The organism is Streptomyces sp. NBC_01463 (assembly GCA_036227345.1).
GTDB lineage: Bacteria > Actinomycetota > Actinomycetes > Streptomycetales > Streptomycetaceae > Streptomyces.
In genome coordinates this window covers 8,649,829-8,670,481 of the sequence record CP109468.1, presented here as the reverse complement: position 1 = coordinate 8,670,481, position 20,653 = coordinate 8,649,829, and the positions used below count along the sequence as shown (strand labels likewise).

Genomic DNA, 20,653 nt, shown 5'->3' with positions numbered 1-20,653 from the left:
TCTCGCAGCCCGCCGTTCTCGCCGGACCGGCGAAGGGTCAGAGGCGCAGCAGCACCGCCCGCGTGCCCAGGGTCGGCACGTCGACGGTCGTCGCGCCCCCGGCATCGGGCTCCAGGCGCTCACCGGCTGCGCCGAGGTAGTCGGCCGCCGAGGTCTCCGCGACGCGGAAGCCGGGGGTGATCCGGCAGGCGACCGGCTCCTGGGCGTAGGACTGGAGCCTGACCAGCACCTGTCCGGGGGCGGGGACGGTCAGTCCCACGACGCGCACGCGTGGATCGCCGACCGTCAGCAGTTCGTAGGAGCCGTCCGGCTCCTCGCGGTCCTCGCCCAGCGCGCGGACCGCCAGCAGCGGGCGGCTGCCCGCGGCGGCCGTGCGCATGCCGAGTTCGGGCCCCGTGGTGTGCGGGGCGTGCCCCACGGCCACGCTGTAGCGGAACACGTGGTCGAAGGCCTGCTCGGAGGGGAAGTTGGTGTCCCAGATGTTGTTGTGCACCCAGGAGAAGAGGGTGCCCGGCTCGTCCTGGGCCAGGGACTGCGGATAGGGCGCGTACGGAATCGCGATCCCGCCCACCTGTACCAGCGGGGCGTCCTGGGTGGCCACGGCGGCGACCACGGTCTCGTCCTCGAAGCTCACCCAGCGCCGCACGGCCCGCATGTGCTGCGCCGATCCCGGCACCGTCGGCAGCCCCGTGCCTGTCATGCCGCCGGTGGCCTCCATGCGGACGACCGGCTGGGGCATGGCGAAGGGGAACGCGAAGAACGCGCTCTCCTTGGTCAGTGTCGACCGCTTCACGATCCGGTTCTCCAGATCGATGCGGGCCTGCCCGTGCGGAAGGTGGACGCGCACCCGCAGCAGGTCGGCGCCGGCCGGCGCGCATTCGTAGATCAGCGTCTCGCCGGTGGCGTCGGCGAAGCGGTCCACGAGCGCGGCCGGCGGGGCCGCCGCCCGGGAGGCGAGGAGGTGCATCGACTCGTTGGCCGTGGTCTTGCTGGACTGGTGGTTGAAGCCGCCGGCGGTGGCGTACTCGTCGTACACGTAACCGTTGAGGCCGAGCGTCGCGTCCTGCCGGACCAGCTCCCTGCCGGTCCGTTTGTCGGTGACGGAGCTGATCCACGCCGCGCGCAGATCGACACTCACCCGCAGGAACTCGTTCTCCAGCACCGTGGGCTGTGCGGCGTGGGTCGCAACGGCCGGCGTGGTCCCCTTCCCCTCGACGACGTCCACGCGGACCGCCCCGTGGGCGGGCACGTCCGCCAGCCTGAACAGCAGGAAACGGCCGGCGGCCCGGTGCAGCTCGTTGGTCTGGGCCTCCTCGGTGTGCTCTAGCGGCGAGCCGTCGCGGGCGTCGAGGAGCAGGACGGAGTCCTCCAGCGGGACCGTGCTCTCGGGGAGGAACAGCCGGACCGTCTCCGAGCGCCGCCAGCTGCACGTGTTGGTGACGTAGTAGCCGGCGAGGGTGCCCGAGCGCGGTGAGAGACGCTCACCGAGCGCCGCGCCGGCGCCGTCGAGGAGCGTCTTCGCGTCGTCGTGGGCACGCAGCGCCTGCGCGTACTTCCAGTGCCACTGCCGTTCGCCGGACGCGTGACCGTGATCGCCGTGCGTCCAGGGGTCACCACCGCCCCAGGTGTGCTCGTTGAACAGCGAGGCGGCCCGGTAGACCTCGGGAGCCGACGCGGTGATTCCGGCGGCGGCCGCGCCCAGGATCTCCGCGTGCCCGGCGACCGTCTGGGCGTCGGCCAGCGCCGCCTGGCCGTCACGGGTGGCCGCGAGCGGGACGGCACCTGCGCCGACGCCGTCCACCCACCAGTCGCTCCAGTCGCCCTCGAAGGTCTCCAGCCGGTCGCCGAGGCGGGCTTCCGCATCGGCGAAGAAGTCCTCGTTGCGCGAGGTGCGCAGGACGGGGAAGGCCCATTCCTCGTTCCACCGGTTCACGGTGTCCGCGATGACCCGGCGCGGCGGGCCGTTGTCCGCGAACTTTCCGAGCACCCGCAGGTGCAGGATGTCCCAGGGGTACGGGTCGCCCTTGAACTCCTCGTCCAGGACCGGGAACCCGGGGATGCCGCGCCCCTCGTGCGGGTACTGGTGGGTGGCCAGCGCGGTCAGGTAGTGGGGCAGCAGGTCGTCCACCCGGTCGAAGGACTCGTCGAACCCCAGGATCGAGCCTTCCATGTACGCCAGCCCGTGCGGGGTGTCGGTACGCCACACCAGCACGCTGCGGCCGCTCGGCGCCTGCCACCTGAACAGCCGGGGCAGCGCCCCGCCGCCGGTGTGGTGCGGCACCGCCCGCCCGGCCCAGTTGTGGGCCACCGAGAGATAGCGGATGCCGCTGTCGGCGAGTACGTCGGGCAGCCCGACGACCTGTCCCGGGACGTCCGTCTGCATGGCCGTGGTGATGTCGATCCCGTGCTGTTCGCGCAGTTCCCGCACAGGGCGCAGCAGTTCGTGGAGTTCGTCGGTGGAGCACGTCTCCGTGTGCAGGTTGAACGGCATCGCGGTCAGCTCGATGCGGCCCTCCCGTACCCGCTCCAGGAACCGGGCGACCTGCTCCGGCGGACGGTTCGCCGACCAGTTCTCGAAGCTGAAGAACCCCTCGACCGCCCAGCGGAACATCGAGGCGTCGGGCCGGTCGTCCGTCGCGCGGCACAGTTCGAGCAGTGAGTCGAGGTACTTGCGGCCCTCGGCGAGCACGGTCCCCTGCGGGTCCGTGTAGCCGATGTCGAGATGGGCGTGCTGCACCAGGTGCAGCGTCCAGTGCCGCTGCGGGGTCAGCAGCACCTCGATGCTCTCGCCCGGCGCCAGCTCGGGCAGTTCCACCAGGACCGGCAGGGGCGAGTCCACCTCGGGGACCAGCAGCCGGGCGCTGTCCTGCGGACCGGGTATCACCTCGCTGCGCACGGCGGTGCCGGACAGGGTGGTGACGTGGGCCAGTGTCACGGGCCGGCCGGCCCGTATCCGTACGGACTGCAGAAGTCCGCCGTCGCCGTCATGGCGCAGCAGAGGTTCGCAGGAGAGCCGGACGGCGTGTCCGCCGAGTACGCCGGCGGCGCTCACGCCACGGTCGCGCAGGATGTCGCGGGCGATGTCGGAGTCCCACCAGGAGGCGCGGGACAGGTCGGGGCGGGGCATGGAGAGGGTTCTCCGCTCTGGCGTGGTGTGCCGGTTCGGTGCGTTCGGGAGGGGGTGCCGGTGAAGCCGGCAGTCAGGAGCCGTCGGTGGCGAGGCCTGCGAAGATCTGCACCATCGCGGACTGTTCGAGGGTTTCGGCGGGGGCCGACGGGTCGTAGTCGCCGCCGCCGGAGGGCTGGAAGCGGAAGAGTCCGTTCGACGGGTCCCGGTTCTCCTTCCAGGTGCGCTCCGCGTAGGTCTTCTCCACCTGCCGGTAGGCCTCGTCCCCGTGCGCCCCGGCCAGGATCCGGAGGTTGTCGAAGTAGATCGCGTTGAAGATCGCCGGCTGGTCGTGCAGGCGCTCGCCCTGCTTCCAGTACGCGAGCGAGCCGTCCGCGTCCTGCACGGCGCGCTTGAGGTACGAACGGTCCCCGGTCACCCGGTAGAGCGTCGTCGCGGCGCCGATCATGGCGCCGGAGTTGTACGTCCACAGCGTGGGGTCGACCGTGCCGTCGTCACCGCGGCTGTTGCGGTAGAGCCCCGGTGACTCGCGCAGGCAGGACCAGTTCCACTCGTACCACGTCCGGGCGCTCGTCAGGTAGCGGCTCCGGTGGGTCTCCTGGCTGAGCCGGGCGGCGAGTTCCGCGGCGAGCCCCGTCACGTTGGCGGCACGCATGGTGTTGGCCGGGGAGTCGACCCAGTCCATCCCGCCGGGGCATTCCTTGGCCGGGTCGTCGTCCCAGCCGCGGCTGACGATGTCGAAGGTCAGTTCCGCGCGGTGGAGGTAGGTGGTGTCGCCGGTGGATCGGTACTGGTCCAGCAGGGACAGGCCCACCACGGAGTTGTCGTCGTAGAAGACGTCGCCGCCCTGGCCGAGCGGTGCCGGGAGGTACGAGTCGTAACCGGGCCGGCCGTCGCGGGGCTCGAAGTAGAGCTCCAGGGTCGCGAAACGCTCGGCCGCGTCCGCCCCGTAGGTGTCGCCCGCGCCGGGAAGGGCGGCCATATCGACCGTCGCGGCCGCCGCCTCACGCATCGGCCAGAGGTAGGAGTGGGCGTTGTCGGCGCTCTGGCGCGGGGTCTTCTCCTGGTAGAGGCCGTGGTTGTCGGCCCCTTGGTACAGGTGCTTCTGGAGTGCGTCGTACGTGTGGACCGCGCGGTCCTTCCACGGATCAGCCGCCGGCTGCGCGGCGGCGGGCGTGGGGCACAGCGCGGCGCACAGCAGGGGGGCGGCGGCCAGCGCGAGGGCGGTGCGGGCGGGGATCTTCACCGGGGTGCCTTTCGGGGGTCGGCTCGGGGCGTCGGTGCGGGGACTGGTGCGTACTGCCTCGGAGGTCAGCCGAGCTTGAGACTGCTGACGAAGAAGCGCTGCGCGGAGAAGAAGAGGACGACGGTCGGCAGCGACACGAGCAGGGCTCCGCCCAGGACGACCGGGGGTCCGACGTTGGAGTAGTTGCCCTGGAGTTCGGCGAGCGCGGCCATCACCGGACGGATGTTGCGGCTGGTGGACAGGGTGATGCCGAAGAGCAGGTCGTTCCAGACGGCGACGAACTGGAAGACGAACGCGGCGACCATCGCCGACTTCGACAGCGGGACATGGATCTGCCAGAACACCCGCCACCAGGACGCGCCGTCCAGCCGCGCCGCCTCGATCACCTCACCGGGCAGCGTCTGGGCGAAGTTGCGCATGATGAAGTACGCGAACGGGATCGCGACCGCGACGTAGACCAGGAACAGACCGATCTGCGCGTCGTAGAGGCCGGTGCTCGCGTACGCGAGGAACAGCGGACGCAGGAAGACCTGGAGGGGCAGCAGCGTGCCCGAGTAGATCAGCCAGAACCACAGGGTCTTGCGCTTCACCGGCATGATCACGGTGGCGAACGCCGCGGTCGTGGCGACCACGATGGCCGCGGCCGAGCTGGTCACCGCGTACAGCAGGCTGTTGCCCATCGCGGGGCCCAGCCTGGCGCGGGTCCACGCCTGGGACATGTTGTCGAACAGACCGAAGCCCCCGTGCGGCAGCCAGTGCGGGCTGCCGCCGTACTCGGCGGCCGGCACCAGTGCGTTGACCACCAGCAGCCAGGTCGGCACGGCCCAGAGGAGGGAGACGAGCACCAGGACCGTGTTGCGGACGGCGGTGCCGGCGGAAATGCGGCGGATGGACATGCTCATGCGCCTTTCGGGGTGAGCTGGCGCCGCAGGTACAGCCAGGAGGCCAGCAGCACGATGACGGTGAGGACGACGGCGACCGCCGCGCCGGCGCCGGGGCGCAGCGCGAGGAACGTCTCCTGGTACATCGAGACCGCGAGCGTCTCGGAGTTGCGGCCGGGGCCGCCCTGGGTCAGCACCCAGATCAGGTCGAACGACTTCAGTCCGTTGACCAGGCTGCTGCCGACGACGATCACGGAGACGGTCCGCAGCTGGGGCATGACGACGTACCAGAACTTCCGCAGGCCGTCGGCTCCGTCGAGCGACGCCGCCTCCAGGGTCTCCGGGGGGATGGTCTGGAGACCGACCAGGAAGAGGATCACCGCCACACCGGTGGACTGCCAGGTGTTGGCGACGATCATGACCAGGGTGTTGCCCGGCCATTCGAGCAGCCAGCCCTGGGCGAAGGAGCCGAGACCGAGCGCCTGGAGTGCCTGGTTCGCCGCGCCGTCCGTCGTGAGGATGAAGTTCCACACGACGGCCACGGCGGAGCCGGAGATCGCGTAAGGCAGGACCACGAGCAGGCGCGCCACCCGGGACCAGCCGGACTGGTTGGTCATGACCGCGATGCCCAGGCCCAGGACCAGCGGCAGGGCGACCGTGCCGACCACCCACATGAGCGTGTTCTCTATGGACTTCGCGAGAACCGGATCGCTGAGGAAGAGGCCGTAGTTGGTGAACCAGGTGAAGGAGGAGACCCGGCCGTCGCTGAAGAAGCCGCGGTACAGCGTCACCGCGAACGGGGTGAGGAGCAGGGCCGCGACGAGCAGGACGGCGGGTGCCAGGAATCCGGCTCCGGCCAGCCTGTCCTTCGTCCTGCGCGGAGGCCTGCGGACCGGGGGTGCGGGCGGTGGCACGGGTGCGGCGGCCGTCGTGGGGCGCCTGTCGAGAGCCGATGTCATGATTCGTCCTTGTTCCAGGCGGCCCACTCCTTGGAGGCCCGGCTCGCCATGCTGCGCAGCGTCGCCTCGGGTGACATGGCCTGCGTCATGAAGGCTCCCAGGTCGTCGGTGTTCCCCTGGATGAGGTTGGGAGGCCCGGACTGTCCGTACCGGGGGAGCTCGGTCCAGTGCTCGCGCAGGGCCTGCTTCCTGATGCGGGCGAGCACCGGATTGGCGGTGACCGCCTTCGGGTTGGCCGAGCCGTCCTGGAGGAAGTCCGTCCACACCCGCTGGACCGAGGGGTGCAGCCAGTGGGCCGCGTTGGCCATGGCGGCGTCGTGCGACACCGCCTTCTCCGGAACGGCCAGCACGCCCGCCTCGGTGATCACGGACCGCTTGGTGGAGGCGTCGACCGGGGGCAGGACGAAGGCGTCGAAGTCCTCGCCCGGCTTCATCCCCGCCGCGGCGAGACCCTGCGACTGCCAGGAGCCGTGCAGGAACATGCCGACCTTGCCGGTCTTCAGCGCGGCCGGGCCGTTGTTCTGGTCGAAGTCGGCCGGAGTCGTCCAGCCCTTCTTCATGAAGTCCTGCCAGATCTGCATGGCCTTGTGCGCCTGCGGATCGGTGTACTTCGCGCGGCCCGCGATCAGATCGGCGTAGAAGACCGGGTCGACCTTGCTGATGAGCTCCTCGAACCATTCGTACGCGGGCCAGTTGCCGCTCTGCGTGGCGACGAAGGGTGTGATGCCGGCCTTCTTGAGCACCTCGGCGGTGTGGAGCAGTTCCTCCCACGTCTCCGGCGCCCGCAGCCCGTGCCGGTCGAACACCTGCGTGTTGTAGAACAGCACGTAGTACGACTGGTAGAGGGGCACCCCGTACACGGCGCCCCGGTAGGACATCGCGTCGCGGAGGGTCCGGGTCACCCAGCCCTCGCGCTCGTAGGCGTCCCACATCTGCGTCAGGTCACTGAGGCTGCCGGTGCGGGCGAGCTGTTTGAGGTTGTAGCCCGACTGCCACTTGATCAGGTCCGTCGCCTTCGTGGTCTGCAGCGAGATCTGCGTGACCTGGGTGTAGGCGGTGGGGTTCGGGTTCGACAGCGGGCGCAGCGCGTACCCGGTGAGCTTCTTGAGCTCGCGCCCGGCCGACACGTATCCCGCGTCCCAGGTCGCGTTGTCGTTGGCCAGTGACGTCGTGCCCGGTATCGAGGCCGTGCTGTCGCCCCGCGCGCATCCGCCGGTCAGCGCGGCCGCCGCGCCGGCCCCGAGGCCCGCCAGCAGGGTGCGGCGGCGGAGCGGGGGAGACGACTGCTCTGTCGTCTCGCCGGTTGATCTCATGGGTTCACTTCCCTCTGGATCCCGGCGGGATCCGTGGCTCTGGGGTGCGGTGTGGAGATCCACCGGAAGCGCGTCTGGCGTTCGTCTGCGCGCTCCGGGTTGCCAGGATGTTAACGACACCACGAGATCGAGACAAGGCTTTCTCCTGGACTTTGACAGATCCGCACTTCAGCCGGGTGAATCGGGGGTCATTTCCTCGTGCGTCTTGTTCGTGTTGAATGTTATCGATACCATTCACACGCTTGCCGGTCCCGTCCTCATCAGGAGCATCTGTGCACCAGCCCCGTCCCTACGAACGCAACCCGCGGTACGCCGCCACCGGCGGCACCGTCGTCACCGGCTGGGCGGCCGCCGTCGCCGACGTGCCGACGACCTCCACCGTTCTCGCCCTCGACGGGCCCGCCGCACTGGACTGGGAGGAGGCCGCCGCCTCCCTCGCCGCCGCTCTGCGCGCCCGGGGCACCGAGGTCACCCTGTGCGACGTCCGGGATCTCTGGTCCGCGGACGCCGTCGAACGGCTCTGTGTCCCGCACGCGGACGCGGACCCGTTCTTCCTGCCCCTGGCCGAGTTCTCCATGGGCGACCTCTTCGTGACGCCCCCCGTCCAGCCGCGTCCGCGCGCCGGCGTCAGGCTCGTCTTCGGTCCGGGAGCCGCGCTCACCGAACCCGACCTGTTGTGGTGGGCCGACCTTCCCAAGCGGTACGCCGAGGAGGCCGTCACGCGGGGAGAGCTGCCGCTCGGTGCCAACCTGGGCCGCCCCCGGACCCCCGGCGAACTGCGCAGCCTCTTCTACACCGACTGGCCCGTCGGCGACCGCCACCGCGACGCCGTCGCCCGCCGGGTCGACCGATGGGTCGACCTGCAGGGCGCGCGGGGCCCCGCCTCTCTGGACGGCGCCGCCGTGCGGGCCACCCTCGCCGTGCTGGCTAGCGGCCCCGTCCGTACCCGCCCCTTCTTCAACTCCACGCCGTGGGGCGGCCAGTGGGGCGCGCGGGAGCTGGGCTTCGAGCCCCGGGGCGGCAACACGGCCCTCGGCTACGAACTCATCGCACCCGAAGCCGGAATCCTGGTCGGCCAGGACGAGGCGGCCCAGGTGGAGCTCCCCTTCCAGCTGCTCTGCGAGCTGCACCCCGAGGAGTTCCTCGGCCCTGACGTCCACCGTCGCTACGGCACGTCGTTCCCCATCCGCTTCGACTACCTCGACACGGTCGGCGGCGGCAATCTGTCCCTGCACCTGCACCCGCGGGAGCAGTACATGCGGGACACGTTCGGCTGGCCGTACACCCAGCACGAGACGTACTACGTGACCGCGAGCGAACCCGGTGCGCAGGTCTACCTCGGCCTGCGGGAGAGTGCTGACGTGGACGTCATGCGCAAGGAGGTCGAGGCGGCCGCGGCGGACGGGCTCCCGCTGCGCGTCGAGGACCACGTCATGACGCACCCGGCCGACGCCGGGCAGCTCTTCATGATCCCGGCCGGCACCCCGCACGCGTCCGGCGAGGGCAACCTGGTCCTGGAGATCAGCGCCACGCCCTACCTCTACTCCCTGCGCTTCTACGACTGGCTGCGCAAGGGCACCTCGGGTGCGCCGCGGCCGCTCTCGTACGCGCACGGGTTCGCCAACCTCGACAGCTCGCGGCGCGGCGACGACGTGCTGAAGGACCTCGTCCAGCAGCCGCGGACCCTGCGCGAGGGCCGGGGCTGGCGCGAGGAGGTCGTCGGCGCGCTGCCCGACATGTTCTACGCCGTGCACCGCTTCGTGATCGAGGGGCCGGAGGCCGCCGATGACGACACCGCGGACCGCTTCCACATCCTCAACGTCTCGGCCGGTGACGGCGTCGTCGTGGAGACCGCCGGCGGTCTCCGTCACGAGCTCGCGTTCGCCGAGACCCTCACCGTGCCCGCGTCCGTCGGCCCCTACCGGCTGCACCCCGTCGGCAGTCGTCCGGTGCACGTGGTGAAGTCCCTGGTGACGCAGGTATGAACCGCGTTCCCGTACTGGAGATCGGCGGCACCCATGTGACGGCCGCGGTCATCAACACCGCGGCCGGACGGCCCGTCCCCTTCTCGGTCGTACGGCAGCCGGTCCCCGCCGGCGCGCCGGCCCGTGAGCTCCTCGACGCGATCGCCGCCGTCGCCGACCGCGTTGACGTCCCGGTGGCCGCGCACTGGGGCGTGGCGATACCGGGTCCCTTCGACTACGCCGCCGGTGTCGGGCGGTTCCGGGGCATCGGCAAGTTCGAGGCGCTGCACGGTGTGGACGTCGGCGCGGAACTGCTCGGCCGGCTGCCGGGAGCCCCGAGCGGCATCAGTTTCGTCAACGACGCCGACGCGTTCGCCCTGGGCGAGTACCGGGCGGGCGCGGCCGCCGGCCGGAGCCGGGCCCTGTGCATCACGCTCGGGACGGGTGTCGGCTCCTCCTTCCTGGCGGGCGGGCACCCGGTCGTGGAGGGCCCCGACGTGCCGCCCGACGGCAGGGCGCACCGGATGACCGTCGACGGGCTCCCGCTGGAGGAGGTCGTGTCGCGGCGGGCCATCCGCAGGTTCTACGCCCGCACCGCCGGGGTGCCCGATGCCGACGGCCTCCCGGACGTGCACGACATCGCCGGTTCGGCCCGGGCCGGTGACACACACGCCCTGCGTACCGTCCGGCACTGCTTCGGGGCACTCGGGCGCGCGCTCGCACCCTGGTGCGAGCGGTTCCGCCCGGAACTGATGGTCGTGGGAGGGTCGATGGCCCGCTCCTGGGACCTGGTGGGGCCGGCCGTCCGGGAGGGGTTCGACTCATGGGCACCCGGGACCGCGCCCCCGACCGTCACGGCCGGACGCCCCGCCGACGCACCGCTCATCGGCGCGGCCCACTGGGCGTTGCACAGGTCCGCCGGCACTCCCCCCGTACGGACCTAGAATGACGGCGTTCGCCAACCACCGGCCACCCGACGACCCCGCAGGAGAACCGCCCATGGCACAGCAGCGATCGGGTGAGGGCGGAGCCCCGACGATGCGCGACGTGGCCGCGAGCGCCGGCGTCAGTGCCATGACGGTCTCCCGGGTGCTGAAGAACGACACCCGGGTCAGCGAGGCCGCCCGGGAGCGCGTGCTCGCCGCCGTCGAGGCACTCGGCTACCGGCGCAACGAGACGGCGCGCAGTCTGCGGCTGGGCGGCAGCGGGATGATCGGACTGGTCGTCACCAACCTCGCCAACCCCTTCTACTCGCGTCTGGCGCTCGGTGTGCAGGAGGTGGCGTCCGAGCACGGCCTGCGGGTGCTGCTCAGCAACACCGCGGAGCAGGTCGACAGGGAACGCGGGCTCGTCGAGGACCTGGCGTCCCGTCAGGTCGACGGCATGATCGTCGTGCCGGCGGGCAGCAGCCACCGTCATCTCGCGCCCGCGGCGCTGCGCGGCATGCCGATCGTCCTGGCGTCCCGGCCGCCCGCCGGGATGGACGCCGACTGCGTCCTCGTCGACGACTTCGGCGGCGCCGAGCAGGCCACCGGACAGCTCATCGCGGACGGCCACCGCCGCATCGGTTTCCTGGGCAACCCGCCCGCCCTGTACACCGGCGCCGAACGGTTCCGCGGATACTGGGCCGCCCATGAGGCGGCCGGGCTCGAACCCGACGAGAGCCAGGTGCGGCGCGGCCTCACCGATGTGCCCACCGCGGAGGCCGCCGCACGGGCGCTGCTCGACGCACCCGACGCGCCGACAGCCCTCTTCTGCACCAACAACCGCCTGACGCAGGGCGCCATCCGCGCCGTGCGGGCGCTCGGCAGACCGGTCGCGCTGGCCGGATTCGACGACTTCGACCTCGCGGACGTCCTCGGTCTGCCGCTGACCATCGTCTCCTACGACGCCGACGAGATCGGCCGGCGGGCGGGCCAGATGCTCATCGACCGGATCAACGGTTCGTCCGCCGAGCCGATCCCGGCCCGCCGGACCGTCGTACCCACCCACGTCATCCGCTACGGGACGCGCTGACCCGTTCCCTGCCGCCGCTGCCACGGCACCGGCTTGCCCTTTCGCCTCCCCGTCCTCCCTCACGGAGTCCCCCATGCACCACGACCGAACGGTCACCGAACGCCGTCTCGCCCGCGTGCTCGACCAGCGCCTGCGGCCCGCGGTGTACCGCGAGAGCCTGCCCCTGGACGTCGCGACATGGAACGTCACGGGTGAGCCCGTGCCCGTGGCCGAAGGAATCGCAGCCCCGTACGAGCCGGTCCGCACCGGTGCGATGTGGGGACCTGCCTGGTCCACCAGCTGGTTCCGGATCAGCGGCACCGTGCCCGCCGCCTGGGCCGGACAGCGCGTCGAGGCGGTTCTGGACCTGGGCTTCGGCAGCACGCAGCCGGGCTTCTCCGCCGAGGGCCTCGTCCACCGCGCCGACGGAACACCGGTCAAGGCGCTCAATCCCCGCAACACCTGGCTGCCGGTCGCCGAACGTGCCGCCGGTGGCGAGTCGTTCGTCTACTACGTCGAGGCGTCCGCCAACCCGGTGATCTTCGACTCGGGTGCCGGGGGCGACCCCTTCGTCCCGACCCGGTCCGGCGGTGTCGCCCCCTGGCTGCACGGCGACGGGGCACCGGGCGAGCCGCTCTACCGGCTGAACCGGATGGACTTCGCCCTCTTCGATTCCGCCGTCTGGGAGCTCGTACAGGATCTGGACGTCCTCGGCGGCCTGATGCACCAGCTGCCCGAGGACTCCACCCGGCGCCGGCAGCTGGAGCACGCCGTGAACCGCGGCCTGGACGTCATCGACCTCCAGGAGATCGGCGAGAGCGCCGCGCACGCACGCGAGATCCTCGCCCCGGCGCTGGCCTCCCCCGCGCACGCGAGCGCCCACCGCGTCTCCGCCGTCGGCCACGCGCACATCGACACCGCCTGGCTCTGGCCCGTACGCGAGACCGTGCGCAAGGCGGCCCGGACCGTCTCGAACGTCACCGCCCTGATGGACGACCACCCCGAGTTCCGCTTCGTCATGTCCCAGGCGCAGCAGCTCGCCTGGCTCAAGGAGCAGCGGCCCGAGGTGTTCGCCCGCGTGGTCGAGAAGGTGCGCACCGGGCAGTTCCTGCCCACCGGCAGTCTGTGGGTCGAACCGGACACCAATCTCTCCGGAGGGGAGTCGCTGGTCCGTCAGTTCGTGCACGGCAAGCGCTTCTACCTGGAGGAGTTCGGGGTCGAGACGAAGGACATGTGGCTGCCCGACACCTTCGGTTACAACGCGGCACTGCCGCAGCTCATGAAGCTGGCCGGCATCGAGTGGTTCCTCACCCAGAAGATCTCCTGGAACACCACCAACGCATTCCCTCACCACACCTTCTGGTGGGAGGGCATCGACGGGACCCGCATCTTCAGCCACTTCCCTCCCGTCGACTCCTACAACGGCGATCTTTCCGGCGCCGACATCGCGCACACCGAGCGCAACTTCCGGGACAAGGGCGCGGCGAACCGTTCACTCGTCCCGTTCGGCTACGGGGACGGCGGCGGCGGTCCCACCCGCGAGATGCTGGCACGCGCACGGAGGCTGGAGAACCTCGAAGGTTCGGCGCGGCTGGAGATGGAGGGCCCCGAGGAGTTCTTCACCAAGGCGCGGGCGGAGTACCAAGACGCGCCCGTCTGGGTCGGCGAACTCTACCTGGAGCTGCACCGCGGCACGCTCACCAGTCAGCTCGCCACCAAGCAGGGCAACCGCCGCAGCGAGCACCTGCTCCGGGAGGCCGAGCTGTGGGCCGCGACGGCGGCCGTGCGCGGCGGCCGCCCGTACCCGTACGAACTGCTCGACCGGGTGTGGAAGTCCGTGCTGCTCCACCAGTTCCACGACATCCTGCCCGGCACGTCGATCGCGTGGGTGCACCGGGAGGCCGAGGAAACGTACGCGGAGGTGGCCCGGGAGCTCGGCGAGGTCATCGACGGCGCCCAGCGCGATCTCGCGGCGAGCGGGACCGGGCCGGCCGACGGAAGCGGGGCCGACGGCGAGACCGTGTTCAACGCGGCCCCGCACGCACGCGACGGCGTTCCCGCGCTCGGCGCCTCACCGCGTGGGCGGACTGCCCGCCAGGTCGCCGCCCGGCCCGTCGAGGACGGCGGGTTCGTCCTGGACAACGGCCTCGTGCGCTTCACGGTGGACGCCCGGGGCCTGGTCACCTCCGCCCTGGACCTGACGGCCGGCCGCGAGGCGCTCGCGCCCGGTGCGGTCGGCAACCTCCTCCAGCTGCACCAGGACTTCCCGAACCAGTGGGATGCCTGGGACGTCGACGCGTTCTACCGCAACACCGTGCGCGACCTGACCGGGGCGGACGAGGTCGCCGCGGTCCCCGGCGGGGTGAGGGTGGTACGCAGCTTCAACGCCTCCCGCATCACTCAGGTGCTGCGTCTCGACGAGGGCAGCCGCCGTCTCGACGTCGAGACGGACGTCGACTGGCAGGAGTCCGAGAAGATACTCAAGGCCGCCTTCCCGCTCGACGTACGGGCGGCGGAGTCCAGCGCCGAGATCCCCTTCGGCCATGTCCGGCGCCCCACGCACAGCAACACCTCATGGGACAGCGCCCGGTTCGAGATCTGTGCCCACCGCTACCTGCACCTCGCGGAGCCGGGCTGGGGCGCGGCCCTGGTCAACGACTCCAGCTACGGCCACGACGTGACGCGGGACGTCCGCCCCGACGGCGGAACCACCACGACGGCGCGGATCTCGCTCCTGCGCGCCCCGCTCTTCCCCGATCCCGACTGCGACCGAGGTGAACACCGGCTGCGGTACGCGCTGGTCCTCGGCGCGGACATCCACGACGCGATCCGCGAGGGCTATCACTTCAACCTGCCCGAGCGTGCGGTCCCCGGCGGCGCGACCGTCGAGCCGCTGGTGCGGGTCGATGACGTCGGCGTCGTCATCGAGGCGATCAAGCTCGCGGACGACCGCTCGGGCGACGTGATCGTCCGGCTCTACGAGTCCGGCGGCGGCCGGGTGCGGACCACCCTCCGAGCCGGTTTCGCCGTCGCCTCCGCACGGGTCACGGATCTGCTGGAACGGGAGCTGGAGAGTGAGCCCGCTCCGGTCCTGGAGGGATCCGACGTGACGCTGTCCCTGCGCCCGTTCCAGATTCTGACCCTTCGCCTGGTGCCTGCCGGCCACGCGGCCTCGGCTGTCGACGTGGGCTGAACGGCGGCGGCCATGACGCGCTCATCAGCCCCGTCCGGGACGCGGGGCTGATGAGCGTCGCCCGGGCCGGGGCACACACGGGGCACAGGGGCTCACGTGGCGCGAGGGATCACATGGCGGACGGGTGCATGCCTGCCGGGCGGATTTCGGGGCAGACGGCGGAACACCGGACGGGCCGAACACGCGCCCGGCCACCACTGTCGTCGCACTGCCGAACACGGGGAGCGCCATGCCCACCGCCCTGCCGGAGAGACCGGTCCACAGGTCCACGGAACCCCGGGCCGTCTCCCGGCCGGGGCGGTCTCCCGCCCTGACCAGTGGCAGCGGCGGGGCCGCCGTCCGGATCGGCGCACTGACCGTCTGCCAGGCCGCACTGATGGTGGGCCTCGGCCTCCTGATCACCGGACCCGCAGCCGGCATCTGGCCCCTGACCAGCGAGGACCGCGTCAACGAGGGCTTCGAGAACCTGCGCAACGCGGGCCTCAACGACGCCTCGTTCATGGCGTCGGAGGCCGGCAACACCGCCACGGTGATCATCATCACCGCCCTGGTCTGTGTGGGCCTGATCCTCATACCCAGGCTGCCGAAGTGGCGGGAGGCGGTGTTCCTCGCCGTCTCCGTCTCGCTCCAGGCGCTGGTGTTCCTGGTCATCACCGTGTCCGTGGACCGGGAACGACCCGATGTGGACCGCCTCGACGCCTCGCCGCCGACCGCCAGCTACACCTCCGGCCACACCGGGGCCGCGACGGCTCTCTACGCGGGTCTCGCCGTTCTGGTGCTCACCCGGATCCGGGGCCCCTGGCGGAAGGTGGCCGGCTTCCTGCTGCTTCTCGTACCGCTGCTCGTGGCGGTGGCACGCCTCTACCGGGGGATGCACCACCCCACCGATGTCCTCGGCGGCCTGCTGAACGGCAGCCTGTCGCTCCTGATCGTCGGCCGCGCCATGATGACCGACGGCAGCAGCCCGGCCCCCGCTCCGTCGAACGCCATGGAGATCGCGCTGGAGGCCGCGGAGGAACGCTCGGAACACGTGCCGGGCCACACCGTCGTCATCGTCAACCCGACCGTGACCGACGACGCGGAACGCGACACGCTGCGGCTGGTCCTGGAGGAACACGGGCGTCACTCCGTGGAGTTCGTCTCCACCACCGCCGACGACCCGGGCGGCGGCCAGGCGGCCGCCGCGGTCCGCGACGGAGCAGCGCTGGTCGTGGTCTGCGGCGGCGACGGAACGGTGCGGACCGTGGCGGACGCACTGGCCGGTACCGGAGTCGGTCTGGCCGTGGTGCCCTGCGGCACCGGCAATCTGCTCGCCCGGAACCTGGGGCTGCCGCTCAAACCCGCGGACGCCCTGGCCGCCGCGCTGTCGGGCAGCCCCCGCCGGATCGACCTCGGCCGGATCGAGGGCGACGGCCTCCCCCCGACGCGCTTCACCGCCATGGCCGGCGCCGGACTGGACGCCGCGATGCTGGAGCACACCGGAGACCGCGCGAAGTCCGTCATCGGCTGGCCCGCCTACGTGGTGGCCGGTGTCAGCAGCCTGCGAGCGCCCCGGATGTCCCTGTCGATCCGGCTGGACCGCGGGCCCGTTCTGCACCGCACCGCCCGTATGGTGCTCCTCGCCAACATAGGCAGGGTGCAGGGCGGCGCCGCCCTCGTCCCGGCCGCCGAACCCGACGACGGGCTCCTCGATCTGGCCGTCTTCGACCCGCACGGGCCCACCGGCTGGCTGCGTGCCGTCGGCATACTGCTGCGCGGCCGCTCGAAACCGCCCCGCCCCGCCGCGCAGAGCAGTTTCCCGCCCGCCGACGGCGAAGGCACCGGCACCGCGGTGGAGTACTTCACCTTCCGCCGCGCCGAACTCCGCTTCGCTCCGCAGCAGCCGCGCGAGATCGACGGAGACCCGGTGGGGCCGGGCCGGTGGCTCGTCGCCGAGGTCGAACCCGGGGCACTGACCGTGCTCCTGCCGTCAGGGAGCGAGTGAATGGGCACCGCGACCCGGGTCCCGCAGACCCGCGACATGGCAGGTGACGAACTCTCCGCCGACGAGGCGCTGGCCTCGCTGCGCCGCTACGGCCGCTGGGCGCTGGTACGCGACTCCTTCGTCCGCTTCCGTTACGCGGACGGCTTCAGCCACTCCCGCGCGCTCGCCCTTCAGACGGTTCTCGCCGTCATACCGCTGGTCATCGCCTTCGTCGGCCTCTCCGCCACCCTGCACACGGAGAACATAGGGAGACTGACGGAACTGACCATCCACCGCATCGCCGCGGGGCCGAGCGCCGAGGTCGTGGACGACGCGCTCGACCGCAGCCGGCAGCGCGCCGGCGACGGGACCCAGCTCACGCTCTGGTTCGGCCTGGCCTTCTCGCTGGTCAACGTCACCACGGCGATGTGCCAGATCGAACGCGGCGCCAACCGGATCTACGGGGTCGAACGCGACCGCCCCTTCCACCAGAAGTACTTCCGCGGCCTGGTGATGGCGCTGGCTGCCGGGATACCCCTGGGAATCGGGTTCATCCTGATGGTGGTGGGCGGTGACCTGGCCGCGGCCGCTGTGTCGGTCTACGGGCTCGGCGAGGGCGCCGGGCACGCCTGGGACCTGCTGCGCTGGCCGTGCGGGCTGTTGCTCGCGCTCATCTCCGCGAGCGCGATCTTCCGCCGCTCGCCCCGCCGGAAGCAGCCCGGCTACACCTGGCTGGCGTTCGGGGCGGCCGTCTATCTGGTGCTGTGGACCCTGCTGACCTGGCTGCTCAGCCTCTACCTCTCGGTCAGCGGGTCCTTCGACACCGTCTACGGCCCGTTGAGTGCGTTCATGTCACTGCTCCTCTGGGCCTATCTGACCTCCATCGCCCTCTTTCTCGGCCTGTCCTTCGCCGCACAGCTGGAGGCCGCGCGGGCCAAGCGCCCCGGCCCCATCCATCCCGATCCAGGAGCCTGAATGGTTGTACGAGCGACCGGCCGGCTGCTTCGTGAGCGCCGCGCACGGGCGGCCGACCGCAGATTCGGCGCACGGCTCATCGGTGCCGCTGCCGTCGCCGCGCTCTCCGCGGTGCCCTTCGGCCTTCTTCTCGTCCTCGTCGAGGGCCGGTGGCGCCCGCTGCGCGTCATGGACGCGGGTGCGGCGCGGCGGCTGCACGAGACCGCGCGCGCACACCCCGGGTGGACAAGCACCCTCCGCTTCCTGTCCGACTGGGTCTGGGATCCGGCGACGCTGCGTTGTGTGGTCGCGCTGCTGACGGTGTGGCTGCTCTGGCGCCGCGCCTGGCGGCTGGCCGCCTGGTCCGGCGTGACGGCGGTGGCGAGCGCCCTGATCGGGCTGCTGGTCAAGGTCGTGGTCGAGCGGGCCAGGCCCTCCCTGTCGGACCCGGTGGCCCAGGCGCCGGGCTTCTCCTTCCCCTCGGGTCATGCCATGACGGCCACCACCTCGTTCGCCATCCTGCTGCTGGCCCTGCTGCCGCTGGTGCCTCGTGGCCGGCTGCGCACCCTCTTCTGGAGCGTCTCGGTGGTGTCGGTGGTGGGCGTGGGCTTCACCCGGGTCGCGCTCGGCGTCCACTGGTTCAGCGATGTGGTGGGCGGCTGGCTCCTCGGTCTCGCCGTGGTGGCCTCGACCGCCTGGGCGTTCGAAGCCTGGCGAGCCGATTCGGGCCGTCGCCGCAGCCAGATGGCCGAGGGTCTGGAACCCGAACTGAGCGAGGCAGCTCCGGAGCGTTGAACGACGGGCTGCCACGCCGGAGACCGTGGAAGGCGCGCCCCTCCCCCAACCGGCCTCACTCAGCAGGCAGGCACCGCGACCACGGCGAGTGCGGTGGCCATGGGCACGGACCGCACGCGCTGCTCCGGCGCGGTGCCCGTGGTCAGTCGCAGCGTCTTCCCGTCGGATGCGGCAAGCCGCCCGCACAGGACGCCGCCGGTCGTGGTCACCTGAACACTCATGCCGGGACTCGGGCCCGGGCTCGCGTACGTCGTCCAGGCCACCCCCACGGATGACGCGACGAGCATCACCCCGGCGACGAAACAGCCGATGGCCCGGGACAGGGCCCGCCGGCAGTCCTGCGTCTCCTGCTCCGTCCACTCCTCCAGATCCGCGCCATTGGTCACGATGTCCTTGGTCCGGCGCCCATGGCTGGCTCGTACCGCCAGCAGAGTCCCCGCCAGCAGCAACAGGAACCCGCCTGCGATGAGGCCGCTCGCCAGGACCACCGCCCAGCCGGGCAGGTCGGTGAACGTCTCGCGCCCCTTGAGGACGAGTACGGCCGTGAGGAGGCCGGTCAGCCCGGTGAGGCCGTTGCGCCATCCCTCCGCCTGTCTGCGTACGATGTCCAGCTGCTGGAAGGGGAGTTCATCGGCGAGGTCCTGCCATCTGCTCTCCGGACGCTGGGTCACGGGCGGCCGGCCTGCCAGTGGGCACCGCAGCCGAGCTGCCTCTCCACGTCGGGGCGTCCGGAGTGGTTGACCCTGAGCGGGCGCGTGCCGGTGGGGAGCCCGGCGACGCTGTCCAGCACGCGCATCGGATAGTCGTCGTCCCGCCAAGGGTGCGGCATCTGTTCGCTCGCCCGGCGGTACTTTCCGGACAGGCTCCGCACGGCCGCTTCCACGCGCTCGCGGAGCACCTCCTGCACCTCCGGAGGATCACTGCACGGCAGGCTCCACAGGTGTGCGGTGGACACCGCCTGCACCCACTCCGGCACGCCGCCGGTATCGGCGACCACGACGTCGGGGAGGTCGCCGGCGGGCGACCACTGGGGATGCTGCTCGTGGTCCCTGAGCTCCGCCGTGACCGAGGCGCTGACCTGCCGGAGCGTGCGGTGGGGCGAATCGGGGTGCAGCGCGTATGCCAGGGCCTTGGTGAAATGGCTGCCGTCGGCGTCGTATCCGCTGGTCTCCCCCGGTGCGCAGCTGTTGCCGACGACCAGTTGTGTGGGGTGCGGCGCCCGGTAGTGGTACGGGCGGATGCCGCTCGTACCCGATCCGTCACGGCAGGCGTCGAAGCAGGCGATGACCAAGGCCGCGGGGCAGGCGGTCGGCCCCAGCATGCCGAAGAAGTCCCGGTCCAGGTCGATCAGCGAGTCCGTGTCCGGGCTGCCGTCGGCCAGCGCCTTGGCGTTGGAGGGGACCAGGTGGTCCTTTCCTCCGAGGTGCAGTCCGTGGCCGGAGAAGTAGACGAACAGCACACCGCCGGCCGGGACCGAGCGCAGCGCGTCCCGGACAGCGTCCTGGATGGCGTCCCGCCTGCTCTCGTCGGGACCTCCCGGGCCGAGCACCGTGCACCGGTACTCGCAGGCCTCAAGGGCTTCGCGCATCCTGCGCAGGTCCTCGCGGACGGGATCGCCGATGGACCGCAGTGGAAAGGCGTGCTCGGTCTGCTGCGGCACCCCCACCAGAAGAGCGCGACGATCACTGTCCATCCACTCACCCCGTTGCTCGCGCCGTACTCCTGCTCGTAGATGATGAACGGCTGCGATGCGGCCGGGCAAGCAGATCGGCCCAACCCGACGCTCATGAGCTGCAGTTGTGACGCATTGGGGCCGCCCCGCCGATCATGGCGGGCTCGCGGGGAGGCCTGGTGGCGGAAGGCCTCAGACTGCGACGGAGAGCAGGTCCACCACGAAGACGAGCGTCGAGCCCGCCGGGATCGACACCGAGGGCGACTGGTTGCCGTAGCCGAGGCGCGGGGGAACGATGATCTCGCGCCGGCCGCCGACCTTCATCCCTCTGACCCCGCGGTCCCAGCCCTTGATGACCCTGCCCCCGCCCACGGCGAACTTGAACGGCCGGCCCCGGTCCCAGGAGGCGTCGAACTCCTTCCCGGACTCGAAGGTGGCGCCGACGTAGTGGACGTGGACGACCCTGCCCGGCTTCGCCTCAAGGCCGTCCCCGACGACGAGGTCACGGATGGTCAGCTCGGTCGGAGCGTCACCCTCCGGAACGACGATCTCCGGCTTCGTCAGGTCACTCATTGCAGCCTCATTCGCTCG

Annotated in this window: 15 protein-coding genes; 7 read left to right on the top strand and 8 right to left on the bottom strand. The window is 71.4% G+C overall.

The annotated features are described in order from the left end of the window. Positions 1 to 37 precede the first annotated feature (37 nt). From OG521_38065 to OG521_38045, 5 genes are all read right to left on the bottom strand, one after another. On the bottom strand, positions 38 to 3,127 hold the full coding sequence (locus tag OG521_38065; protein WUW26263.1) for an alpha-mannosidase: 3,090 nt from the start codon (positions 3,125 to 3,127) through the stop codon (positions 38 to 40). 73 nt (positions 3,128 to 3,200) lie between these two features. Next, a complete protein-coding gene (locus tag OG521_38060; protein WUW26262.1) occupies positions 3,201 to 4,373 on the bottom strand; it encodes a glycoside hydrolase family 76 protein in 1,173 nt (390 codons plus the stop codon). Positions 4,374 to 4,438: 65 nt separating this feature from the next. Beyond that, positions 4,439 to 5,275, bottom strand: a complete 837-nt coding sequence (locus OG521_38055) for a carbohydrate ABC transporter permease (protein WUW26261.1) — start codon at positions 5,273 to 5,275, stop codon at positions 4,439 to 4,441. Further along, positions 5,272 to 6,213 (bottom strand): sugar ABC transporter permease, encoded by a 942-nt coding sequence (locus OG521_38050; protein WUW26260.1) that lies wholly within the window; start codon positions 6,211 to 6,213, stop codon positions 5,272 to 5,274. The genes OG521_38055 and OG521_38050 overlap by 4 nt, the downstream gene beginning before the upstream one ends. After that, positions 6,210 to 7,526 (bottom strand): extracellular solute-binding protein, encoded by a 1,317-nt coding sequence (locus tag OG521_38045; protein WUW26259.1) that lies wholly within the window; start codon positions 7,524 to 7,526, stop codon positions 6,210 to 6,212. The genes OG521_38050 and OG521_38045 overlap by 4 nt, the downstream gene beginning before the upstream one ends. A 272-nt stretch (positions 7,527 to 7,798) precedes the next feature. Between OG521_38045 and OG521_38040 the strand changes: the two genes are divergently transcribed. The 7 genes from OG521_38040 to OG521_38010 all read left to right on the top strand — a co-directional run bounded on the left by OG521_38040 (position 7,799) and on the right by OG521_38010 (position 18,390). Beyond that, a complete protein-coding gene (locus OG521_38040; protein ID WUW26258.1) occupies positions 7,799 to 9,511 on the top strand; it encodes a class I mannose-6-phosphate isomerase in 1,713 nt (570 codons plus the stop codon). Further along, positions 9,508 to 10,434, top strand: a complete 927-nt coding sequence (locus tag OG521_38035; GenBank protein WUW26257.1) for an ROK family protein — start codon at positions 9,508 to 9,510, stop codon at positions 10,432 to 10,434. Before OG521_38040 ends, OG521_38035 begins: the two co-directional genes overlap by 4 nt. 55 nt (positions 10,435 to 10,489) lie before the next feature. Next, on the top strand, positions 10,490 to 11,506 hold the full coding sequence (locus tag OG521_38030) for a LacI family transcriptional regulator (GenBank protein ID WUW26256.1): 1,017 nt from the start codon (positions 10,490 to 10,492) through the stop codon (positions 11,504 to 11,506). 73 nt (positions 11,507 to 11,579) lie between these two features. Beyond that, a complete protein-coding gene (locus tag OG521_38025; protein ID WUW26255.1) occupies positions 11,580 to 14,678 on the top strand; it encodes a glycosyl hydrolase-related protein in 3,099 nt (1,032 codons plus the stop codon). 229 nt (positions 14,679 to 14,907) lie between these two features. Next, positions 14,908 to 16,662 carry a diacylglycerol kinase family protein gene (locus tag OG521_38020; protein WUW26254.1) on the top strand — a complete coding sequence of 585 codons (1,755 nt, stop codon included), beginning with the start codon at positions 14,908 to 14,910 and terminating at the stop codon, positions 16,660 to 16,662. Then, the gene (locus tag OG521_38015) at positions 16,663 to 17,616 is read left to right on the top strand and encodes a YihY/virulence factor BrkB family protein (protein WUW26253.1); all 954 of its coding nucleotides are present in this window, start codon (positions 16,663 to 16,665) and stop codon (positions 17,614 to 17,616) included. Further along, complete coding sequence (locus OG521_38010; GenBank protein ID WUW26252.1) at positions 17,617 to 18,390, top strand: phosphatase PAP2 family protein; 774 nt, start codon at positions 17,617 to 17,619, stop codon at positions 18,388 to 18,390. 59 nt (positions 18,391 to 18,449) lie between these two features. Here the strand turns inward: OG521_38010 and OG521_38005 are convergent, their stop codons facing one another. The 3 genes from OG521_38005 to OG521_37995 all read right to left on the bottom strand — a co-directional run bounded on the left by OG521_38005 (position 18,450) and on the right by OG521_37995 (position 20,626). Next, the gene (locus tag OG521_38005; protein ID WUW26251.1) at positions 18,450 to 19,061 is read right to left on the bottom strand and encodes a hypothetical protein; all 612 of its coding nucleotides are present in this window, start codon (positions 19,059 to 19,061) and stop codon (positions 18,450 to 18,452) included. After that, positions 19,058 to 20,083: a caspase family protein gene (locus tag OG521_38000; protein WUW26250.1), complete on the bottom strand. Its 1,026-nt coding sequence runs from the start codon at positions 20,081 to 20,083 to the stop codon at positions 19,058 to 19,060. Before OG521_38000 ends, OG521_38005 begins: the two co-directional genes overlap by 4 nt. A gap of 171 nt (positions 20,084 to 20,254) precedes the next feature. Beyond that, a complete protein-coding gene (locus tag OG521_37995) occupies positions 20,255 to 20,626 on the bottom strand; it encodes an FKBP-type peptidyl-prolyl cis-trans isomerase (GenBank protein WUW26934.1) in 372 nt (123 codons plus the stop codon). Positions 20,627 to 20,653: the final 27 nt, after the last annotated feature.

Bases quoted from the DNA above. Each gene is read 5' to 3' on its own strand.
- OG521_38050 (WUW26260.1), bottom strand. From the start codon at position 6,213: ATGACATCGGCTCTCGACAGGCGCCCCACGACGGCCGCCGCACCCGTG.
- OG521_38030 (WUW26256.1), top strand. From the start codon at position 10,490: ATGGCACAGCAGCGATCGGGTGAGGGCGGAGCCCCGACGATGCGCGAC.
- OG521_38055 (WUW26261.1), bottom strand. From the start codon at position 5,275: ATGAGCATGTCCATCCGCCGCATTTCCGCCGGCACCGCCGTCCGCAAC.
- OG521_38020 (WUW26254.1), top strand. From the start codon at position 14,908: ATGCCCACCGCCCTGCCGGAGAGACCGGTCCACAGGTCCACGGAACCC.
- OG521_38010 (WUW26252.1), top strand. From the start codon at position 17,617: ATGGTTGTACGAGCGACCGGCCGGCTGCTTCGTGAGCGCCGCGCACGG.
- OG521_38045 (WUW26259.1), bottom strand. From the start codon at position 7,526: ATGAGATCAACCGGCGAGACGACAGAGCAGTCGTCTCCCCCGCTCCGC.
- OG521_38065 (WUW26263.1), bottom strand. From the start codon at position 3,127: ATGCCCCGCCCCGACCTGTCCCGCGCCTCCTGGTGGGACTCCGACATC.
- OG521_38000 (WUW26250.1), bottom strand. From the start codon at position 20,083: ATGGACAGTGATCGTCGCGCTCTTCTGGTGGGGGTGCCGCAGCAGACC.
- OG521_38025 (WUW26255.1), top strand. From the start codon at position 11,580: ATGCACCACGACCGAACGGTCACCGAACGCCGTCTCGCCCGCGTGCTC.
- OG521_38015 (WUW26253.1), top strand. From the start codon at position 16,663: ATGGGCACCGCGACCCGGGTCCCGCAGACCCGCGACATGGCAGGTGAC.
- OG521_38035 (WUW26257.1), top strand. From the start codon at position 9,508: ATGAACCGCGTTCCCGTACTGGAGATCGGCGGCACCCATGTGACGGCC.